Genomic DNA, 19,927 nt, shown 5'->3' on the forward strand with positions numbered 1-19,927 from the left:
GCCCCCTACTCCGCCATCTCCACCGGTTGCGCCGTGCTCGGACCGGCCAGCGGCCGCTCCTCCATCATGATCAGGCAGAGCGCAGCGCCGGCCATCAGCGCGGTCGCGGCGCCGAAGACGTAGCGGAAGGCGTGGCGCATGTCCTCGGTGGGGATCGCCGGGATGCCGCCCGCGACGTGATGCTCGCCGGCGAGCGGCACGTCGGCGCCGAGCGCGATCAGCAGGATCGCCGCGAAGGCCGCAACCGTGAACGAGGACATCAGCGAGCGGAAGAAATTCAGCGCGCCGGTGATGGTGCCGACTTGTGGGCGTTGGACCGAATTCTGGATCGAGACCACGCAGACCGGGAAGGTGGTGCCGAGGCCGAGTGCAAACGCGCCCATCAGCGTCAGCAGCGCCCAAAGCGGCAAGGTGGTGACCGTGAGGCCGAGGCCGCACAGCGCGGCCCAGGACGTGCCGACGATGGCGACGCGCTTGTAGTGCTTGGCGCGCGCCATGGTGCGGCCGGCGATCGCCGCACCGCAGGTCGAGATCGCCGCGAGCGGGATCAGCGCAAGCCCCGCCTCGCTGGCGCTGAGATGGTAGACCGACTCGTAATAGAGCGGGAGCTGCACGGTCAGGCCCGTGATCGCACCGAGCGCGCAGCCGCCGGCCATCAGGCCGAATGGCACGACCGATCCGCCGAGCAGCGGCAGCGGCAGGAACGGCTCGTCCGCACGACGCGCGTGCCATACGAAGCTGACGACGAGCGCGACCGCGCCGCCGAGCATCGCGAGCACGGTCGGCGAGAGCCAAGGGAAGCGCGTGCCGCCCCAGGTCAGCACCAGCATGAAGACGACCGCGGACGCCATCAGCAGCACGCCGCCGAGCCAGTCGACCTTGCGCTTGCGGTGGAACACCGGGATCTTCTTCATCTTCGGCAGCAGCAGCGCGAGCGCAGCAGCCGTGAGCGGCAGGTTGATCCAGAAGATCATCGACCAGTGCAGATGTTCGGCGAACACGCCGCCGATCACGGGGCCCAGAATGCCGCCGACCATCCAGACGCTGGAGAAATAGGCCTGGTACTGGCCGCGCTCGCGCGGTGAGACGACGTCGGAGATCACGGTCTGCACGACCGGCATGATGCCGCCGCCGCCGAGCCCCTGAAGGCCGCGGGCGAGGATCAGCATCGGCATGTTCGGCGCGATCGCGCACAGGATCGAGCCGGCCACGAACAGGCTGAGCGAGGTGATGATCATGGCCTTGCGGCCGTAGATGTCGCTGAGCGTGCCGAACACCGGCGCGACGGCGGTCGAGGCGAGCAGATAGGCAGTGATGACCCAGGACAGGTTCGAGACGTCCTGAAACTGGCGCCCGATGGTCGGCAGCGCGGTCGCGACGATGGTCTGGTCGAGCGCTGCCAGGAACATCGTCAGCATCAGGCTGACGACAATGGTGCGGACCTCGTCGGAGGTCAGCGGCACCGGCGGCGCGATGGACGGGGCGTCATCGACGCTGATGACCTCGCTCGGAAGGCGGGACAGCTCTTCGGCGATATCGTCGGGCAATGCCTGGATGTCGGCAGAACTGCTCTGCCGGTCGAACTTGTTCATCTCGATCGGACGCATGGGCGGCGCAACGCCGCGAAGGATTCGTTCTATGCAGCCAATGTAGAGAGGAAAGTTCTTCCCGGGCAGGCACCGCCGCGCATGGGAGCATCCCACCCGCGGGTCATCCCGAACGCGTGATCGCCAGTGTGCGGCGGGTCAGTCCTTCGGACGTCGCTTCAGGCGCGCCCGCTTCGGCAGCTGCGCCGGCCACTGCACGATGTGGTCCTCGAGATCCTCGTCGGGAATCTCCTCCTCGCTGCCCTCGACGCGGCCGCGCACGGAGACGCCGGCATCATGAACGGTGTTGGGATCGCCCGACACCAGCGGATGCCACCAATAGAGGTCGCGCCCCTCGGCGACGAGCTTGTAGCCGCAGCTCGGCGGCAGCCAGTTCAGGGTGCGGACATTGGCCGGGGTCAGGCGGACGCAGTCCGGAACCTTGTCGGAACGATTCGGGTAGTCCTTGCAGGCGCAGGTCGCGCCATCCAGCAGCTTGCAGCCGATATGGGTGAAATAGATCTGGCCGGTATCCTCGTCCTCGAGCTTGTTCAGGCAGCAGCGCCCACAGCCGTCGCACAGGCTTTCCCATTCGGCCGTCGACATCTCTTCCAACGTCTTGGTTTTCCAGAAGAATCCTTCCTGGCCTGAAGGTCGTTTGGGAGCTGCGGTCATGCGTCTCAACAAGGTTCGAAAGAGCTACGGCTAACGCCATCTAGGGCGCGGGGGCATCAGGCTGCAAGCAACGCCCCCGTGAGACCCGTAATGAACCGGGGTCAATTAGGCCTGTTGTTCAAAATACCGAGCCTGACCATTGGTTTATAGGCCCTGCTCGGCTATTAGGAACAGCAAGTCCCCAAAGGACGCGAACCGGGCGCCTTGGGTTTGCCGCAACATTCCCGCAAGACGTCCCGATGCCGCCCCGGCCGGGTGCTTGAACGCTGTCGAAGCGAGCCTCAAGGGTTCTAGGTGGTTCAGAACACACCATCCAATTGGAAGAGCCGCGTCCGGAATTTCTTTCTGGACCTCGACGCGCGCATCGACTCCTCGCTGTTCTCCTCGGCCAAGGGCATCCGCGAGCTCTACGAGCGCTATTCGACCTTCATGGACCGCTTCTATGTCGGGCGGTGGAAGCGCTGGGTGTTCATCGAGCCGCTGTCGGAGGCTGCGACCCTCGGGCTCGGCGGCCTGGTGCTGATGCTCACCCTCGCCATCCCCGCCTTCCGCGAGACCGCGGACGAGGACTGGCTGAAGAAGTCCGATCTGGCGGTCAGCTTCCTCGACCGCTACGGCAACCCGATCGGCAGCCGCGGCATCAAGCACAACGACTCCATTCCGCTGGAAGATTTTCCGGACGTCCTGATCAAGGCGACGCTGGCGACCGAAGACCGCCGCTTCTACGAGCATTTCGGCATCGACATCGCCGGCACCGCGCGCGCGCTCGTCACCAACGCGCAAGCCGGCGGCGTGCGCCAGGGCGGCTCCTCGATCACGCAGCAGCTCGCCAAGAACCTGTTCCTGAGCAACGAGCGCACCATCGAGCGCAAGGTCAACGAGGCCTTCCTCGCCGTCTGGCTGGAATGGCGCCTGACCAAGAACGAGATTCTCAAGCTCTATCTCGACCGCGCTTACATGGGCGGCGGCACCTTCGGCGTCGACGGCGCGGCGCACTTCTATTTCAACAAGTCGGCGCGCGACGTGACACTGGCGGAAGCGGCGATGCTCGCCGGCCTGTTCAAGGCGCCGACCAAATACGCCCCGCACATCAACCTGCCCGCCGCGCGCGCCCGCGCCAACGTCGTGCTCGACAACCTCGTCGATGCCGGCTTCATGACCGAGGGCCAGGTGTTCGGCGCCCGCCGCAATCCCGCCTTCGCCGTCGACCGCCGCGACGAGGCCTCGCCGAACTACTATCTCGACTACGCCTTCGACGAGATGCGCAAGCTGGTCGACACCTTCCCGAAGTCCTACACCGAGCGCGTCTTCGTGGTGCGGCTCGCGATCGACACCAACGTGCAGAAGGCGGCCGAAGACGCCATCGAGAACCAGCTCCGCCAGTTCGGCCGCGACTATCACGCGACGCAGGCGGCGACCGTCGTCTCCGATCTCGACGGCGGCATCCGCGCCATGGTCGGCGGACGTGACTATGGCGCCAGCCAGTTCAACCGCGCCACCGACGCCTATCGCCAGCCCGGCTCCTCGTTCAAGCCCTACGTCTACACCACGGCACTCCTCAACGGCTTCACGCCGAACTCGATCGTGGTCGACGGCCCGGTCTGCATCGGCAATTGGTGTCCGCAGAACTATGGCCATTCCTATTCCGGCTCGGTGACGCTGACGCAGGCGATCACGCGCTCGATCAACGTGGTGCCGGTGAAGCTCTCGATCGCGATCGGCCAGAAGGAGCAGCCGAAGGCGCCGAACCCCGCCAAGATCGGCCGCGCCAAGATCGTCGAGGTCGCGCGCCGCTTCGGCCTCAAGGCGCCGCTGCCCGACACGCCGTCACTGCCGATCGGTTCGGACGAAGTCACCGTGCTCGAGCATGCCGTGGCCTATGTGACCTTCCCCAATCGCGGCCGGGCCGTGACGCCGCACTCCGTGCTGGAGGTGCGTACCGGCGCCGGCGATCTGGTCTGGCGCTGGGATCGCGACGGCCCGAAGCCGCGGCAGGCGATCCCGGCGAACATCGCCGCCGACATGGCGGGCATGATGAGCCACGTCGTCAGCGAAGGCACCGCGCGCCGCGCAGCGCTCGACGGCATTCCGACCGCGGGCAAGACCGGCACGACCAATGCGTATCGCGACGCCTGGTTCGTCGGCTACACCGGCAATTTCAGCTGCGCGGTGTGGTACGGCAACGACGACTACTCGCCGACCAACCGGATGACCGGCGGCTCGCTGCCGGCGCAGACCTGGCACGACATCATGGTCGCCGCGCATCAGGGCGTCGAGGTCCGCGAGATCCCCGGCATCGGCATGGGCCAGAAGCTGCCGCCGCAGCCGAAGGACGCGAACGCGCAGGCCAGCGCGGCGCCGAAGGTGCTGGAGACCAAGCCTGGCCCGCCGCCCGTGCTGACCAAGCGCGGCGCCGACATCTTGGTACGCGTCGAGAAGCTGCTGGATGACGCCGCCAAGACCGCGACCAAATCAACCAGCAACGACACCAAGGCGGCCAAGCCGTCCTCGTCGACGAGCGCGCTCGCCTTCCCGCAGAATTACGCGGAAGAGAATGCGAACGCATCCGCCCCGCGCAAGAACTGATCGAAACCCGTGCGGCTGATCCTGATCACATTGACGGCCCTCCTGCTCGCGACCGTGGTCGGCGTCGGCGCCACCTGGATGACGACGACGCGCGGCACCGAGATCGGCGCGCTGACCATCGGCGCCTGGACCGCGCGGCCGCGCACCGGCACCGCCGACGTCGATCCCTATTCGCGCGCCACCATCGTGCGCAACGGCGAGCTGCCGATCGGCACCGGCGACGGCGTCGCCTTCACCGCCACAGCCGACGACAAGAAGAAGGCGCTCGACGGCCGCTGCGACGTCATCGTCTCCGGCGTGACGCCGCCGGCGCGGTTCTGGACGCTGACGCTGTACGACCGCAAGGGTCATCTCGTCGCCAATTCGCTCCAGCGCTACGGCTTCACCAGCCAGGAGATCGTACGCGGCTCCGACGGCTCGTTCGAGATCCGCATCGCCTCGCGCTCGCGCGCCGGCAACTGGCTGCCGACCGGCGGCATCGAGCGCTACGCGCTGATGCTCCGCCTCTACGACACGCCGGTCGGCGTTGCGACGCGCACCCAGCGCGATGCGCCGATGCCCACCATCTCGACGGTGGGCTGCTCATGATCCGCCTGGTCTTCACCATCGTTGCCGGCGTGGTGCTGGGCCTCGTGGTCCATCTCGTCAGCGTGCTGGCGCTGCCGCGGATCGCGACGCAGGATGCCTATTCGCGGCTGACGCCGATGACCAAGCTGAACGGCGTCACCCAGCTTCCCCTCGCCGATCCGCAGACCTCGCCGATGCCGTTCATGGATCCGGCCTTCGCGCTCGCGATCTGCCGCTACGACCTCTCGGGCGGGCCGATCAAGCTGACGGTGCCGGTGAGCCAGGCCTATACCTCGGTGTCGTTCTACACCCGCAACGAGATCGCCTATTACGCCATCAACGATCGCTCGGCGGGCCGCAAGGTGATCGAGCTCGACCTGATGACGGAAGCGCAGCACAACGAGCTGCCCGAAGACGAAGAGGTCACCGCGGCCGACCGCCTGATCATCGACTCCCCCAGCACCACCGGCCTGATCGTGATGAAGGCACTCGCCGCCGAGCCCGGCCTGATGCCGCAGGCCCAGGCGACGCTGCAAGCCGCGACCTGCGGCCCGCAGACCGAGCCGCCCGCCAAGGCCGAGGCGCCGCGCGGACGGCGCTGAGCGTAGCTGTCTCGGACAGCCTCAGGACAAAGTTGCGAAAACAACCCCATGCACAGTAGCGGGGGCATTGGAATCATTGGGGCTCTTCGGCTCGATGATGGCGAGGCTGCCGGCCGTGCATGCACGGCGTTGACGTGTCGGGCAAAACACGTGAACGCACGCGCGAACCAGTCCGTCGCAGCTTTTTTGTCTCAGGGCGCAGCCTTCCCTCGTCGACAACTTCAAGAGACCGTCGTCGCTCTGCCTGACATCAGAACGTGACCTCCGGAGATTGCACTTCGTCATCCCGACCGACCCGCAGCTTGGGACGACGCCGAATGCGATAGACCGATGCCGGGGGAATATTAAGCGCCGTTCGCCCGACCAGGCTGGCCTTCAGCCCGAGGCGATCGAGAATCGGCCGAGGCACCGGGCAGCGCGGTCCGTAGGTGAACTGGTAGAGCGTACCGCCCCCCTGCATGTGGCGGAAGACCCCACTCAGGATCGCGATCACCTTGCGCGGCGACATCGACAACAGCGGAAGGCCGCTCACGACAGCCGAGGCTGGCGCCATGAACAGCTCATACTGGGAGAGCTGGCGCGCATCCATCCAAAGCACGCGCGCTCTCGGGAAGCGTTCCTGCAAAAGGCGGACGAAATCCGAACCGTATTCGACCAGCAGCAAGTCGCGCTCCGGCACGCCACGCCGGAGCAGCGCCCTGGTGAAGATGCCTGTCCCCGGCCCGAGTTCAATCACGGGCCCGGTGCCCGGCACGATCTCTTGCGTCATCAGGCGTGCGAGCGACTGGCCCGATGGCGCGATCGCGGAGACCTGCCACGGATTGGAAACGTATGAGCGGAAGAACTGGAAGAAATCTGCAACAGCGGTGGCGTTCATCACCATCCTCTTTCCGTGCGCGGATGAGCAAACGGACCCGGTTCGATGGACAAGGGCTCAGCTAGGACGCGATGTTGTGCTGCCTCGCCTCGCCTTGAGCGGCGTTGGAGTCGGTCTCCCACGCCTCCCACGTCGCGAGACGATCCGCGTAGGCGGCGCGGGCGCGCGGCAGCCCCTCGGTCCCGACGAAGAAACGCAGCGGAGGATTCTCCGCGTCGACGATCTTCAGGATTGCGTCTGCGGTCGCTTCCGGCTCGCCGAATTCAAGCTTGGCGCCTGCCGCAAACACCTCCGCCCGCGTGTTGCTGTAGGCATTGATGACCGGCGAGATCCGGAGCGAGGCCATGCTGGCGAAGCCGGTCGCGTAGGCGCCGGGCTCGAGCAGCGTGACCTTGAGGCCGAAGTCCTTGACCTCCTGCGCCAAGCTCTCATGAAGAGCTTCGATCGCGAACTTCGAGGCATTGTAGAATCCGGTGATGGGACCGGCGACGATGCCGGCAACGCTCGACACGCCGATGATATGGCCGCTGCGCTGGCGCCGCAGCAGCGGAAGCGCGGCCTGGATGACGCGAAGGGTGCCGAAGAAATTTGTGTCGAACTCGGCGCGGACGTCAGCCTCGTGCGCTTCTTCGATCGCTCCGACCAGCGCGTAGCCGGCATTGTTGAGGACGACGTCGAGCTGTCCGAAATGCGTGTAAGCCCTTGTCACGGCATTCTGGACCGCTTGGGCATTGGTGACGTCGAGCGCAAGCGGCAACACCGCATCACCATAGCTTGCTGCAAGGTCGGCGACATCGGCCAGAATGCGAGCGGTGGCCGCGACCTTGTCGCCACGCTTGAGAGCAGCCTCCGCCCAGACGCGACCAAAGCCGCGGGATGCTCCGGTGATGAACCAGACTTTGCCTGACATGCGATATTCCTTGGTGAGTGGGCTTGATCTTGCCGGGCCGTCGTACCGCGATCCGTCGCAACCGGCAGTCGCAAGGCGCGCCAACGAAGTTGCCGCAGGCGCCAATGAAGACGCAGAAGCGAACCGGATGGCGTTGCCCGAATCGTCAGTGAATCTTGTTGCCGTGCAGCTCGCGCCAGCGGCTCGGCGTCACGCCTTCCCAGTACCGGAACGCGCGATAGAAGGAGCTCGCATCCTGGTAGCCCAGGAGGCAGGCGACCTCGTCGATGTCGGCCGTGGGATCCGACAGAAGCTGCCGTCCGAGCTCCTGACGCGCTTCGACGAGGAGCTCGCGGAAGCTCGCACCTTCCTCGGTGATGCGACGCTGAAGGGTCCGCTCGCTCAGGCCGAGATCGCGCGCCACGTCTGACAATTCCGGCCGACCGCTAGCAAGGCTCCGCTTGAGGACCACCTTCACCTGCTCCCTGACGGAGCTGCGCGCCTGCAGCTCACCCAATGCCGATGCCAGCGCGGGCGTGAGGATCTCGAGCAGTTCCTGATTGTGGCCCGGAAACGGACGATCGAGGTCGGCCGGATTGAGGATCAGCAGGTTACGCGCCGCGCCATAGCGGATCAGACATTCGAAATACCTGTGGTGGTCGTCGCTCTTTGGACGAGGACGAACCAGCTCCACCCGCTTCGGCGTAAGGTGCTGTCCCGTACCACGACGCCCGAGTTCGACCAGCGACGCGAAGGTCACATCGGTCGAGATCGCGGGCTCCGGATCGGTCGCGTACGGCCACTCCACCGTAACGACACACTCGTCCTTGGTCTCCTTGACCTGTAGCTGCTCGGGCGAGCACAGCCGCTTGAAGCGGGCAATGCGGAGCAGTCCGTCGCGATAGTCCCTTGCGTAGAACGCAGCGAGGCTCGACGGCGGATGGACCGCGGTCTCGACGCTCCGGACCAGCATCAAGCCGAGCCCCGGCTCCGGCTTCAGCTCCTCGAGCGCTCTCCAGAGCGCAAAATATTGCGCCGTCGTGACCTGCCCCTGATCGTTCAGGTGTAAGGTCGCCGGCAGTTTCGCCTGCCGCAACAGCACGGCCGGCGGCACACCGACATGCTCAACCGCCTGCCAAAAGGCTCGGGGGACCTTGCATCTGTCTGCCGCTATTCCGCTCATGACTGATCCTAACGCATCTGGCTCATGATCACGCGGTCGAACATGCGGTCGCCGAACCATTCGCGAATTTTGATCATCGGACGCGCGTATTTGCCCGCAACATAGCGCGTCCGCGGCTTGGACTGCTTGACAGCCCGGGAGACGACATCGGCAATGACGCTCGGATTGGTACCGCGCCCCTGTCCATAGGCAGCGCGGGTCGATTTTGCGACCATCTGCGTCAGCTTGGCATAAGGACCGGTCCCCGATCGGTTGAGCAGGCCATTGGCGACCACATCGCCGAAGCCGGTCTCGATCAAACCGGGCTCGATGACGACGACCTTGATGCCAAACGGGGCGAGTTCGAGCCGAAGACAGTCCGACCAGCCTTCCAGCGCATGCTTGGTTGCGTGATACCAGGCGCCCAAGAGCGTGTAGATCTTGCCGCCCATCGAGGTGATGTTGACGATCGTGCCCGAGCGCTTCTCGCGCATCTTCGGCAGCAGGAGCTGCGTCAGCCGGGCAGCGCCGAACAGGTTCACCTCGAACTGATACCGCGCTTCGTCGATGCCAACCTCCTCGACAGGACCATAGAGGCCAAAGCCGGCGTTGTTGACGAGCACATCGACCCCGTCCACTTCGCGCAAGATGGCATCGACCGTCGCCTTGATCTCGGCCTCGTTCGAAATGTCCATGCGGAGCGATCTTGCCCCGAGCTTGACGAGATCATCCATCCTGTCGACGTGCCGCGCGGCGACAAAGACCTGGAAACCGTCCTTGATCAGGCGCCTTGCGATTTCTTTGCCCATGCCGGAGGACGCCCCGGTGACGAGCGCCGTTCGTTTCGACTTGTCAAACATACCAACCTCTCTTCGTTCTGGCTCCCACTGTGATGTCTCCGTGGCGCAAATTGACTGACAGAGCGCGCCAACGGACTTGCATGACACGCCATTGCCGGCGCCGCCTCCAAGCCATGGAATTTACGAGCGAATTTTCAAAAAAAAGCGCGACACGACGGTCGCGCTCCGGCAAATCGGTTTGGGAGCGGGGGGTGTCCGTTCACCCGCGGGTGCGATGGAACGTGCGGGTCTGCCCCATCGCCGGGAGGCCGAGATATCCTCTCAGATGCATCTTGCCGTCCTTGACGGTGGCCTTGCAATTGTAGGTCCGGCCGGACGAGGCATCATAGATCGAGCCGCCGCTCCACTCGCCGTCCTCCCAGCGCAAGCCCGTGATGAACACGATGTTCTTCAGGGACCGCGAACGCAGCGCCGCCTCGGGATTCCTCGCATCCTTCTTGAAGGTGACCTTATCGGCCTCCACGATCTCGTTGCCATAGAGCATGCGCGCCTGGAACTCCGCTCCGCTCCTGAACATGTCGAGCTTGACGGTGCCGTCGTCGGCTTCCCAAATTCCGACGATGGCATCTGGCGCCGGCGCCTCGCCATGCGCCATCGGAATCAGTGCGACATTCAAGGCCGCCATCAGCAGGAAGATCGCGGATCGACGGGAAAGCGGTGAGGTTTGCATGCTGTGCTCCTTGGTTTGCGGATGGCTGCGCGGTCGAGCCGCTCGCAGGCCTCGCAAATGTCTCTAGGTTTCAGGATGGGTCCTGGCACCGGCAGAACGCGCCGGTGCAGTTGCGAGGTGCGCCAATCGCTGCCGAAGGCGCCGGATCGCGACGGACCAAGCCGGAAGCGCGGCGGTCATCGGAGGCGGCGACCAACGCCTCGCCGGACTCGGACGAAAGCCAAGCCAGCAGGCCCATCACCGCGCGCGGATCGACCGACTAGGAAGGATTGCCCCGCGCCTTCCGCGCCCACAGCAGCGCCAGCGGCCCCACTGCAATTCCGGCCGCGAGGACGATGAACGCCAACAGCCAGCCGGTTGCACTCTGCGGGCCGCCGGCGATGTCGAGCGCGGCGCCGGTCCCCCAGGCGCCAAGGGCGGACAGGCCAAAGCCAACCGTCGAGTGCAGGGCCAGCGTGGCGCCGCGATGCTCGGATACAGCCGCCGCCGACATCCCGGCGGTCAACGCCCCGGAATCGGCCGGCACGGTCAGGCCATAGGCGAGCAGCAGCAGTGCGAGCAGCCAGGCCGGCGCGCTCGCGTTGAGCCCGATCACCAGCGCCACGCAGGCCGATGCGATCATCACAATGGTGATCGCGCGGTGGCGGCCGAACTTCAGCGCGGCCTCGTTGCCGAGAATGCTCGCGGGCATCGAGATCACCGCAAAGCAGAAGCTCAGCACGACGGGGCTCAGCCACGACGGCGCGCCCTGATGCGCGACGACGAAGGTCCAGAACCCCACGAGCCATGTGCGGATGCCATAGAGCTCGAAACAATGGGCGCCATAGCCGAGGATGTAGCCAAGCGCTTCACGATTGGCGAAGACCGGCGCGAAGTTCAGCAACCGCCCGGCTTTGGGCGCGGGCCGCCGGCGGTCGATCAGGAGACACGCGATCACCATCGCGATCGGGCCGAAGCCGGTGACAAGGAAGGCGGCCCGCCATCCCCAGCGGTCGGCGATCAGTTGCGCGACGAGGAACGAGAGCCCGACGCCGACCGAGAAGCTCGACGTGTACAGCGTAACGGCTCGCGACGTGTCGCCCGCGGGAAGCCGGTCGGTCAGCGCCTTCAGTCCGGGCATGTAAGCGCCCGCGAATCCAAGTCCTGCAAGCGACCAGATCGCGGTCCCCGACCAAAACCCTTGCGCGAAGACGCCGAACGCTGCGGTCGCCAGCCCGCTGACGATCGAGCCCCAGAGCAGGACGATCCGCGCATCGATCCGGTCGGTCAACGTCGTCAGCACGGGCACGGCAAGCATGTAGCCGAACGCGTAGCCGCTCGCCATCAACCCGCCTTCGGCGGCGGAGAGGCCCCACGCCGGCATCAGATGCTGCGCGAGGTTTGCGGACAGCGTGACATGCGGCAGGAGATTGCCAACCTGGCCGATGCACATCACCGCAATCAGGGATCGACCGCTCAGCTTAGGAATTTTGTTCTCCTACCTGCAGGGGCGTCGATGTTGCCCGCTCGGTGCGTAACAGCAAGAGCGCAAAGAAGGCCGAGAGGGACACGAGCGCGCTGATCCACAGCGCGCTGCTGCCGATGTGCTCCACCATCAGCCCCAGCGCGAGCGGCGCGGCGGCACCCGTGAGCCTGGAAGGCAACGAGATCATGCCGACGCGCCTGCCGAAGCCGGCCGGCCCGAACAGCGCCAGCGGGAGCGTCCCGCGGGCGATGGTGATGATGCCGTTGCCCGCACCGTACAACACCGTGAAAGTCGTCGCGAGCAAGGGGCCGCCAGCGATCAGTGCAACCACACCAATCGGATTCATGAGCATGGCCAGCCTCGCCGAGAGCAGCGGATGAAACCGGGCGAGCCATCCCGCCTCCAGTAGGCGCGCACCGACCTGTGCGGGCCCAACCAATGCTCCTGCGAGCAGGGCCTGCGCCGGAGTCGCACCGAACGCAACCAGCATGGTCGGCAGAATGGCCGAGATTCCAGAGCTGACGAAGCTTGCCGCCGCAAACATGTAGGCCAGCAGCACCATCGCGAAGGTCTCGCTCTGGCGTCCGGATTGCCGGCTCGCAGCCGCCCCCGGTCGAGGCTGCTGGTCCAATGGAACGGCGCGCGGCAGCGAGAGATTGAGCGGCAACGCGAGAGCGATATGGATTGCCGCCCACACCTGGCAGGCCACACGCCAGCCATACTCCGACTCCAGCCACGTCGTGAGCGGCCAGCCGAGCGTGCTGGCGAAGCCCGCGATCAGGGTGATGCCGGTGATGGTTCGTCGCGCATTGGAGCCATAGATGCGCGCAAGCGTCGCGAAGGCCGCTTCATAGAGGCCCATGCCCATGCCGATCCCGAGCAACGCCCAGGCCGCGATCAACACCGCCGCGCCATGGGCCACCGACAGCAGGAGCAATCCTGCCACAAACACGAGATTCGAGATCGCGAGCAGACTTCGCCCCCCGAACGTGTCGATGGCATGGCCGACGCGCGGGCCGAGCAGACCGGAGATAACAAGCGCGCCCGAGAGCGCGCCGAACACATAGGTCGGCGCAAGACCGAGATCGCGTGCGATCGGCGCAGCGAGGATGGCGGGAAGATAATAGCTGGACGCCCACGCAATCGTCTGGGCGGTACCGAGAGCGAGCACGATGGCGAGCGGACCTCGAGACTGGCCCGCGAGGACTTGCGTCATGAGCAGCCACACCCCGCACGACCAGCCTTCCTCGCCGTCTCATCGGCGGAACAGCAGGCCGAGAGCTCCTCCTTTGCCGGCCCGCCGCAACATCCAGATGCAGCGCCGGCGGCCTCGACACCACCCCGCGTGCAGACGCCGGTCTCCGGCAGCACAAGCTCCACCCTGGCTGCGGCTTCCTTGTCGCCGGCGAGATCGGCCGCGATCGAGCGGACCTGCTCGTATCCCGTCATCATCAGGAAGGTCGGGGCGCGGCCATACGACTTCATGCCGGCCATGTAGAAGCCGGGCTCGTCATGCGCGAGCTCGCGTGCGCCGTGCGGGCGCACCGTGCCGCAGCTATGTTCGTTGGGATCTATCAGCGGCGCCAGGGCAACAGGTGCCTCGATGGCGGGATCGAGCCGCAGACGCAGCTCGGACAGGAAGGAGAGGTCGGGACGGAAACCGGTCGACACGATCAATTCGTCTGCAGCCACGCTGCGCGCGCCGCAGCACGAACCAGCCGCTATCCTGAGGCCGCCATCCGATTCCGAGAGATGCGTGACGCCGAATTCGGCTTCGACCTTGATCTTGCCGGAGGCGACAAGCGCAGCGAAATCCGAGCCCAGTTCGCCGCGCGCAGCAAGCTTGTCATTTCGGCCGCCGCCAAAGGCCTTGGCAGGGTCGGCACCGCGCAACAGCCAGACCGGTTGCGTGCCCGGCTCTTCGTCCGCAAGGCGCGCGAGATCGATCAGCGTGCCCACGGCCGAATGTCCGGCGCCGAGTACGGCAACGGTCTTCCCGGCATATCTGGAACGCGCGGCACCTCGTACATCCGGCATGCCGTAGGCGATGCGGCCTGCGCACGCGCGCTCGCCGATTGCCGGCAAGCCGTTATTGCCGGCCGGATTGGGCGAGAACCATGTGCCTGACGTATCGATCACGGCATCCGCACGCAGCACCTCGGGCCCCTTGCCGTTCTGATAGCGGATTTCGAAAGGCGCCCGCTCTCTCCCCCTGGTCTTCGCCTTGTCGAAGCCGACGCGGCTGATGGCCGTCACACGGCTGGAGGTCCGGATCATGTCGCGGAGCGGCGTGCGCGTCGCGAGCGGATCGAGATATCCGTCAATCAGCTCGCCCCCTGTCGGATAGGACTGCGGGTCGGGCGAATTCCAACCCGTCGCCGCGAGCATGCGCGCAGCGGCCTTGTCGACGTTGTACTCCCACGGCGAGAACAGCTGGACATGTTGCCACTGACGGATCGCGTGCCCTGCCTCGGAGCCAGCCTCAAGCACCACGAGCGACATGCCGCGCTCGAGCACATGGGCTGCTGCAGCCAGGCCGACAGGCCCTGCCCCGATGATGGCGACCGTCTTGACGTTCATTCGGCTTCTCCCATCTTTCTAGAACCATCGAATAATATGACCCAAAATGATCACGCCGCCGTCTGCGCACCCTTGCATCCGACTTCGTCCGCGCAGCACTCCGCGGCGAGAAAATCGACCAGCCCGCGCATCGCATCGAAGTTCGCATGACAGACCAGGGTCGTGGACTCCCGCACCTGACTGACGAGTCCGACCGCAACCAGGGACTTGATGTGATGCGACAGCGTAGAGGCCGGGATTTTCAGCTTTTCCTGCAGACGGCCCACCGGCATGCCCGAGTGCCCCGCGCGAACCAGGGCCCGATAAATCTGGAGCCGGGTCTGGTTACCCAGGGCCTCCAAACGTGCTGCTGCTTCGGCAATCTTCATGTTGGCATGGATGCGCCCTTTCGCGCCGGCCGTCAACCGTATTTCTAGAATATTCGAAATAATAAATTCCGAACGCGGAGGTGTCTCAACGCCCCTGCCATGATCCGCCAGAGCGGCACTGAGCCGTTATCATCGCGTATCTGAAGACGCCGCCATCGCGAGAAAAATTGGCCGAGCCCATCAAGGCGATGGGCCGTCCGGCTCTCGGGGTTCTGCGTGAAAAGGAGGGCGGCGAGGCAGTTAAGGCGCGATAGGGTTCGAAGCCGCACGCCTCAGATCGACGTCATCGTCGGAATTCGCCCATGCCTCCGGCTGTAACCTTGGCGCCGCAGGGCCAAGACAGGTTCCGTCGGAGGTCTAGATAGCCGCGCACTCAGTGCGGGGGACTGCAGTCCAGTTCCTTGATCCGGCCGGCGTCGTCGAACGCAAACAGCGCGCTCATGACGCCTGCGCTCGTGACGTACGACATGATCGTCCCTTCGTGGTAGGGATTGAGATCATCCAGCGTGCTTGCCGGATATTTCCTGAGACGATCGATCCAATAGGCCCGCAATGCCTCGCGGCCGGAAATGGTCTTGCCGCCGCCGCAGCCACAGTGGACCACAGCGTTGTCAGCATGCATCTCCAGGATCGCTTCAATATCACCTGCGCGGTAGGCATCGAGCCAATCAACCGCAACACCCATGGGATCAAATGACATAATTCCTACCTGCATACCGTCAAAAACGTGCAATTTTAGGTCGGGTTAACCCCGCTAAGCCTCTTTCTCCAAACGATTAATTGTAATTTAATGCCTCTACCCGGCCCCGGCCATATGCCGAAGGACATAGATGACCGGGTCGAGGGAGTTCATGTTAGACGTCACTGCGCAGCAGGGAATTATTGCCCGCATCCGCCTCGTGATCGTCGATCGGCAACCGATCGTGCTGCAGGGGCTGAAGTCTGTGCTCGGGGCACAGCACGACTTCGACGTCGTCGCGTCGGTCAGTGACGGGGCGAGCTGCCTCGACGCCATCAGGACATTGTCACCCGATGTCGCGCTTCTTGCCGACACCCTGCCGGATCTGACGGTCTCCGAAATCCTCGCGATCGCCAAGGCCGAGAATCTCCCCACGCGCCTGGTGTTCTTCACCGAGTCCGACCACGACCTGACCGCGGCGATCGCTGCCGGCACCTGCAGCGCCATCTCCAAATATGCCGCCCCCGACACGATGCTGCGATCGCTGAGGCTGATGGCGAAGCGCGGTGTGTTGCTGCAGCAGTCCGATCTCTCGCCCGCCGACAAGGGAGCCGACAGCACCAAAATCGAAAAGATGATGGAGCTGTTGACGCAGCGGGAGCGTCAGATCGTACGGCTCGTGTCGGAGGGAATGTCGAACAAGGAGATCGCGCGCAAGCTCAACCTTTCCCAGGGGACAGTCAAAGTCCACCTGTACAATATTTTCCAGAAGCTCGAGATCACCAACAGGACCGTGCTCGCGACCATCGCCCTGTTGCAACGTACCTCCGTCTTCGGAACGCTTTCGCTGGCCCTCCTGGCGCTCGCAATTGCGGACGAACTCAAGGCGGCGGAAGCGAACGAACGACTTCCGAACGACCACGGCATCGGCCATGCGGGTGAGCACGCCGAATACGAGCCCTGGAAGAAAGCCATTCTCCGGCACCTCGCCGTCTCGGCTTCCGGCGAGACGCCTCAGCCCACGTTGAGAGACTTCTTCGCCAAGGTGGGGCAAGTCGCGAACCCGGCGGCGGCCATCGAAGCGCTGCGCGCGGCCGAGCAATTCGTGAGCTCGAAATCCCTCAAAGACTACGGTCCCGTTGGATCGAGCACGCCTTACCTCCCTGCCCTTTTGCTGCGCGGAACCAACGACACACAGGCTGGAGACGACACGTCGCTGGAGCATCAGTTCCCGCGGCTGGCTGCAAATCCGATGTCGCTGCACTCGGGGTATGGCACCTTCGCCACGCTCGCCGGTGCGTTGATCTACGCACTGCACGACCCCCATCTCGCCGGGCAGCCGCATGATCCTGCCAAAGCGCTGGCCGACAGCCTGCTCGCCGGCATCGGCGACCATGCGACGACAAAGATGGCCGGGGCCGGCGCTTCTCACGTCGACCCGGCTCCTGGTTTCCTGTCGCACGATGTCCCCAAGCCTGCCGGGTTCGTGACCGCCGCAAACGACAGCGTCGCTGGCGAAGGCGCCCAGGGCCAGACGAGCCAGGGCGCCGCGGGTGATGGCCTGCAGAAGACCGTTGGCCTGCAGGACTCCGGCCACGGCGCCGGTGCTGCCGGAGATGGCCACGATCAAGCGATGGGCGACAACGCCGACAAGAACGTTGCCCCGTCCGATGCCAGCTTCTCCCCGTCCCAATCGGCCTTCGATTTCGCATCCGGGTCGGGCAGGCTCAATCTTGCCGCGTTCGGAGCCCTTGCCTGGCTGCATATGACGGCAGCCACCAAATCCATACCGCCGCATACGCTCGCCTGGGTCTACAACGCCGCGACCAACGAAACGATCGTCTATGTGAATGCGACCGATCGTGTTCTCGATATCGGCGAACGCGGCCTGCTGGAGATCCACCTGCAGGGGATCGTGTCCATTGCGGAGGCTGATGGCGCCAACCAGCCGGACGGCGCGGTTGTCGCGGCCACCCTGGAAAAGCTCGAAGAAGCGCTGATATCGGTGACCGCAACCGACGACACTGGTGCGGCTACGGACAACGTCCATGCCGTTGGCGGGGCGAGCGAGAGCACAGTCGAGACGGCTGGAGCCTGGAGCATTCGGGCCGACGGCGGCCTGAGGTTCCAGTTCGGGCAGACCCGGACCGGCCTGGGGCCGTCGACGAAGTTCGAAACCTCCTCGGGCGAGTCGGCGAATGCAACGGAAGACAGCGATGGTGCGCCCGTCGTGCTGGCTCACGTCTCATCGACCGCGGTTGCCCGTAGCGAGACGGCGACCACAGCCGAAAATCCCACATCGAAGACTACGCCGATCAGTGCGGACACCGGTGTTGCGCCGACCGGGTTGAACGAGACCGTCCAGCCGAGCGTCGTAACGTCCGACAACGCGAACCACGGCAACTCGCAGCACGGGTCGGAGTCCGAGTCTGCAAGTGGCGATGACGCCGACAAACCGGGCAACGGCGTCGGCAAGGGCACCGAGAATCACGCTTCGGATTCGGACCTTCCGCCGGGCCTTGCGAAGAAGGCGGACGCGACGGAAGCGACTGACGCCGACTCCAAGCCGGGCAACGGCGCCGAGAAGCACACTTCGGATTCGGACCTTCCACCGGGGTTGGCGAAGAAGGCAGACGCGACGGAAGCGACCGACGCCGACTCCAAGCCGGGCAACGGCGCCGAGAAGCACGCTTCGGATTCGGACCTTCCGCCGGGGTTGGCGAAGAAGGCCGACGCGACGGAAGCGACTGACGCCGACTCCAAGCCGGGCAACGGCGCCGAGAAGCACGCTTCGGATTCGGACCTTCCGCCGGGCCTTGCGAAGAAGGCGGACGCGACGGAAGCGACTGACGCCGACTCCAAGCCGGGCAACGGCGCCGAGAAGCACGCTTCGGATTCGGACCTTCCGCCAGGGTTGGCGAAGAAGATAGACGCGACGGAAGCGACTGACGCCGACTCCAAGCCGGGCAACGGCGCCGAGAAGCACGCTTCGGACTCGGACCTTCCGCCGGGGTTGGCGAAGAAGGCGGACGCGACGGAAGCGACTGACGCCGACTCCAAGCCGGGCAACGGCGCCGAGCAACAGGCTTCGGCTGCGGACCTTCCACCAGGGCTGGCGAAGAAGGCGGATTCGAGCGACGACGAGCACGGCAACTCGGGGCACTCAAACGCCGCAGACGTACCGGATGCGGCCGAGACCGTCGTGACGGCCGACAGCGCGGACCACGGCAACTCCCAGCACGCATCCAACAACGCGACGGACTCGACCGAAGCCGACACCAAGCCGGGCAACGGCGTCGGCAATATCGCCGAGCAGCAGGCTTCGGCTTCGGACCTTCCACCAGGGCTCGCGAAGAAGGCGGATTCGAGCGACGACGAACACGGCAACTCGGGGCACTCAAACGCCGCAGACGCACCGGTTGCGGCCGAGACCGTCGTGGCGGCCGACAGCGCGGACCACGGTAACTCGCAGCACGCGTCCAACAAGGCGACGGACTCGACTGAAGCCGACACCAAGCCGGGCAACGGAGTCGGCAATATCGCCGAGCAACAGGCTTCGGCTTCAGACCTTCCACCAGGGCTGGCGAAGAAGGCGGATGCGAGCGACGTCGAGCACGGCAACTCGGGCCACTCAAACTCTGCAGACGCACCGGATGCGGCCGAGACCGTCGCGACGGCCGACAGCGCGGACCACGGCAACTCGCAGCACGCGTCCAACAAGGCGACGGACTCGACTGAAGCCGACACCAAGCCGGGCAACGGCGTCGGCAACATCGCCGAGCAGGAGGTCTCTGCTTCGGACCTTCCACCTGGGCTGGCGAAGAAGGCGGATTCGAGCGACGTCGAGCACGGCAACTCGGGCCACTCAAACGCCGCAGACGCACCGGATGCGGCCGAGACCGTCGTGGCGGCCGACAGCGCGGACCACGGTAACTCGCAGCACGCGTCCAACAAGGCGACGGACTCGACTGAAGCCGACACCAAGCCGGGCAACGGCGGCGGCAATATCGCCGAGCAGCAGGCTTCGGCTGCGGACCTTCCGCCAGGGCTGGCGAAGAAGGCGGATTCGAGCGACGTCGAGCACGGCAACTCGGACCACTCAAACTCTGCAGACGCACCGGACGCGGCCGAGACCGTCGTGGCGGCCGACAGCGCGGACCACGGTAACTCGCAGCACGCGTCGGAGCCTACGCAGACGGCAGCGATGGCCTCGACCGACGCTGACGCGAATCCGGGCAACGGCGCCGAGCAGCAGGCTTCGGACCTGCCGCCAGGCCTGGCGAAGAAGGCGGACGCGAGCGACGTCGAACACGGCAACTCGGACCACTCGAACTCCGCGGACGCGCCGGACGCCACCGCGA

Annotated in this window: 16 protein-coding genes; 4 read left to right on the forward strand and 12 right to left on the reverse strand. The window is 65.4% G+C overall.

The genetic code is table 11. The features are described from left to right. Positions 1–5: 5 nt before the first annotated feature. Positions 6–1,592, reverse strand: coding sequence for an MDR family MFS transporter (locus tag A7X65_RS37790; protein ID WP_063694509.1), 1,587 nt, complete (start codon positions 1,590–1,592; stop codon positions 6–8). 153 nt (positions 1,593–1,745) lie between these two features. Then, positions 1,746–2,261 (reverse strand): YcgN family cysteine cluster protein, encoded by a 516-nt coding sequence (locus A7X65_RS37795; protein ID WP_063694478.1) that lies wholly within the window; start codon positions 2,259–2,261, stop codon positions 1,746–1,748. 294 nt (positions 2,262–2,555) lie between these two features. On the opposite strand from A7X65_RS37795, the gene A7X65_RS37800 reads away from it, so the two are divergent. Genes A7X65_RS37800 through A7X65_RS37810 form a run of 3 tightly spaced genes read left to right on the forward strand, consistent with a single transcriptional unit; the run spans position 2,556 to position 6,016 of the window. Beyond that, positions 2,556–4,847 (forward strand): transglycosylase domain-containing protein, encoded by a 2,292-nt coding sequence (locus A7X65_RS37800; RefSeq protein WP_063694479.1) that lies wholly within the window; start codon positions 2,556–2,558, stop codon positions 4,845–4,847. Between the two features lie 9 nt (positions 4,848–4,856). Beyond that, positions 4,857–5,435 (forward strand): DUF1214 domain-containing protein, encoded by a 579-nt coding sequence (locus A7X65_RS37805; RefSeq protein WP_063694480.1) that lies wholly within the window; start codon positions 4,857–4,859, stop codon positions 5,433–5,435. After that, positions 5,432–6,016 carry a DUF1254 domain-containing protein gene (locus A7X65_RS37810; protein ID WP_063694481.1) on the forward strand — a complete coding sequence of 195 codons (585 nt, stop codon included), beginning with the start codon at positions 5,432–5,434 and terminating at the stop codon, positions 6,014–6,016. Before A7X65_RS37805 ends, A7X65_RS37810 begins: the two co-directional genes overlap by 4 nt. 250 nt (positions 6,017–6,266) lie before the next feature. On the opposite strand, the gene A7X65_RS37815 is transcribed toward A7X65_RS37810, so the two are convergent. The 10 genes from A7X65_RS37815 to A7X65_RS37860 form a co-directional block, all read right to left on the reverse strand. Continuing rightward, a complete protein-coding gene (locus A7X65_RS37815) occupies positions 6,267–6,893 on the reverse strand; it encodes a class I SAM-dependent methyltransferase (protein WP_063694510.1) in 627 nt (208 codons plus the stop codon). A 61-nt stretch (positions 6,894–6,954) separates the two neighbouring features. Then, the gene (locus A7X65_RS37820; RefSeq protein WP_063694482.1) at positions 6,955–7,803 is read right to left on the reverse strand and encodes an SDR family NAD(P)-dependent oxidoreductase; all 849 of its coding nucleotides are present in this window, start codon (positions 7,801–7,803) and stop codon (positions 6,955–6,957) included. A 145-nt stretch (positions 7,804–7,948) separates the two neighbouring features. Then, on the reverse strand, positions 7,949–8,965 hold the full coding sequence (locus A7X65_RS37825; RefSeq protein ID WP_063694483.1) for an AraC family transcriptional regulator: 1,017 nt from the start codon (positions 8,963–8,965) through the stop codon (positions 7,949–7,951). A gap of 8 nt (positions 8,966–8,973) precedes the next feature. Further along, the gene (locus tag A7X65_RS37830; RefSeq protein ID WP_063694484.1) at positions 8,974–9,804 is read right to left on the reverse strand and encodes an oxidoreductase; all 831 of its coding nucleotides are present in this window, start codon (positions 9,802–9,804) and stop codon (positions 8,974–8,976) included. Between the two features lie 199 nt (positions 9,805–10,003). Beyond that, positions 10,004–10,474 carry a DUF2147 domain-containing protein gene (locus tag A7X65_RS37835; protein ID WP_063694485.1) on the reverse strand — a complete coding sequence of 157 codons (471 nt, stop codon included), beginning with the start codon at positions 10,472–10,474 and terminating at the stop codon, positions 10,004–10,006. A 259-nt stretch (positions 10,475–10,733) separates the two neighbouring features. Then, positions 10,734–11,906 (reverse strand): MFS transporter, encoded by a 1,173-nt coding sequence (locus A7X65_RS37840; RefSeq protein WP_063694486.1) that lies wholly within the window; start codon positions 11,904–11,906, stop codon positions 10,734–10,736. A gap of 28 nt (positions 11,907–11,934) precedes the next feature. Continuing rightward, the gene (locus tag A7X65_RS37845) at positions 11,935–13,155 is read right to left on the reverse strand and encodes an MFS transporter (RefSeq protein WP_063694511.1); all 1,221 of its coding nucleotides are present in this window, start codon (positions 13,153–13,155) and stop codon (positions 11,935–11,937) included. Beyond that, positions 13,152–14,519: an NAD(P)-binding domain-containing protein gene (locus tag A7X65_RS37850; protein WP_063694487.1), complete on the reverse strand. Its 1,368-nt coding sequence runs from the start codon at positions 14,517–14,519 to the stop codon at positions 13,152–13,154. Before A7X65_RS37850 ends, A7X65_RS37845 begins: the two co-directional genes overlap by 4 nt. A gap of 50 nt (positions 14,520–14,569) precedes the next feature. Continuing rightward, positions 14,570–14,887 (reverse strand): ArsR/SmtB family transcription factor, encoded by a 318-nt coding sequence (locus A7X65_RS37855; protein ID WP_063694512.1) that lies wholly within the window; start codon positions 14,885–14,887, stop codon positions 14,570–14,572. Positions 14,888–15,260: 373 nt separating this feature from the next. Next, a complete protein-coding gene (locus A7X65_RS37860) occupies positions 15,261–15,587 on the reverse strand; it encodes a nuclear transport factor 2 family protein (protein WP_063694488.1) in 327 nt (108 codons plus the stop codon). Between the two features lie 151 nt (positions 15,588–15,738). Between A7X65_RS37860 and A7X65_RS37865 the strand changes: the two genes are divergently transcribed. Further along, positions 15,739–19,927, forward strand: a 4,189-nt coding sequence (locus tag A7X65_RS37865) for a LuxR C-terminal-related transcriptional regulator (protein WP_082885198.1), incomplete at its 3' end; no start/stop codon positions are given.

It is taken from the genome of Bradyrhizobium stylosanthis, assembly GCF_001641335.1.
In the GTDB taxonomy this organism is placed as follows: domain Bacteria; phylum Pseudomonadota; class Alphaproteobacteria; order Rhizobiales; family Xanthobacteraceae; genus Bradyrhizobium; species Bradyrhizobium stylosanthis.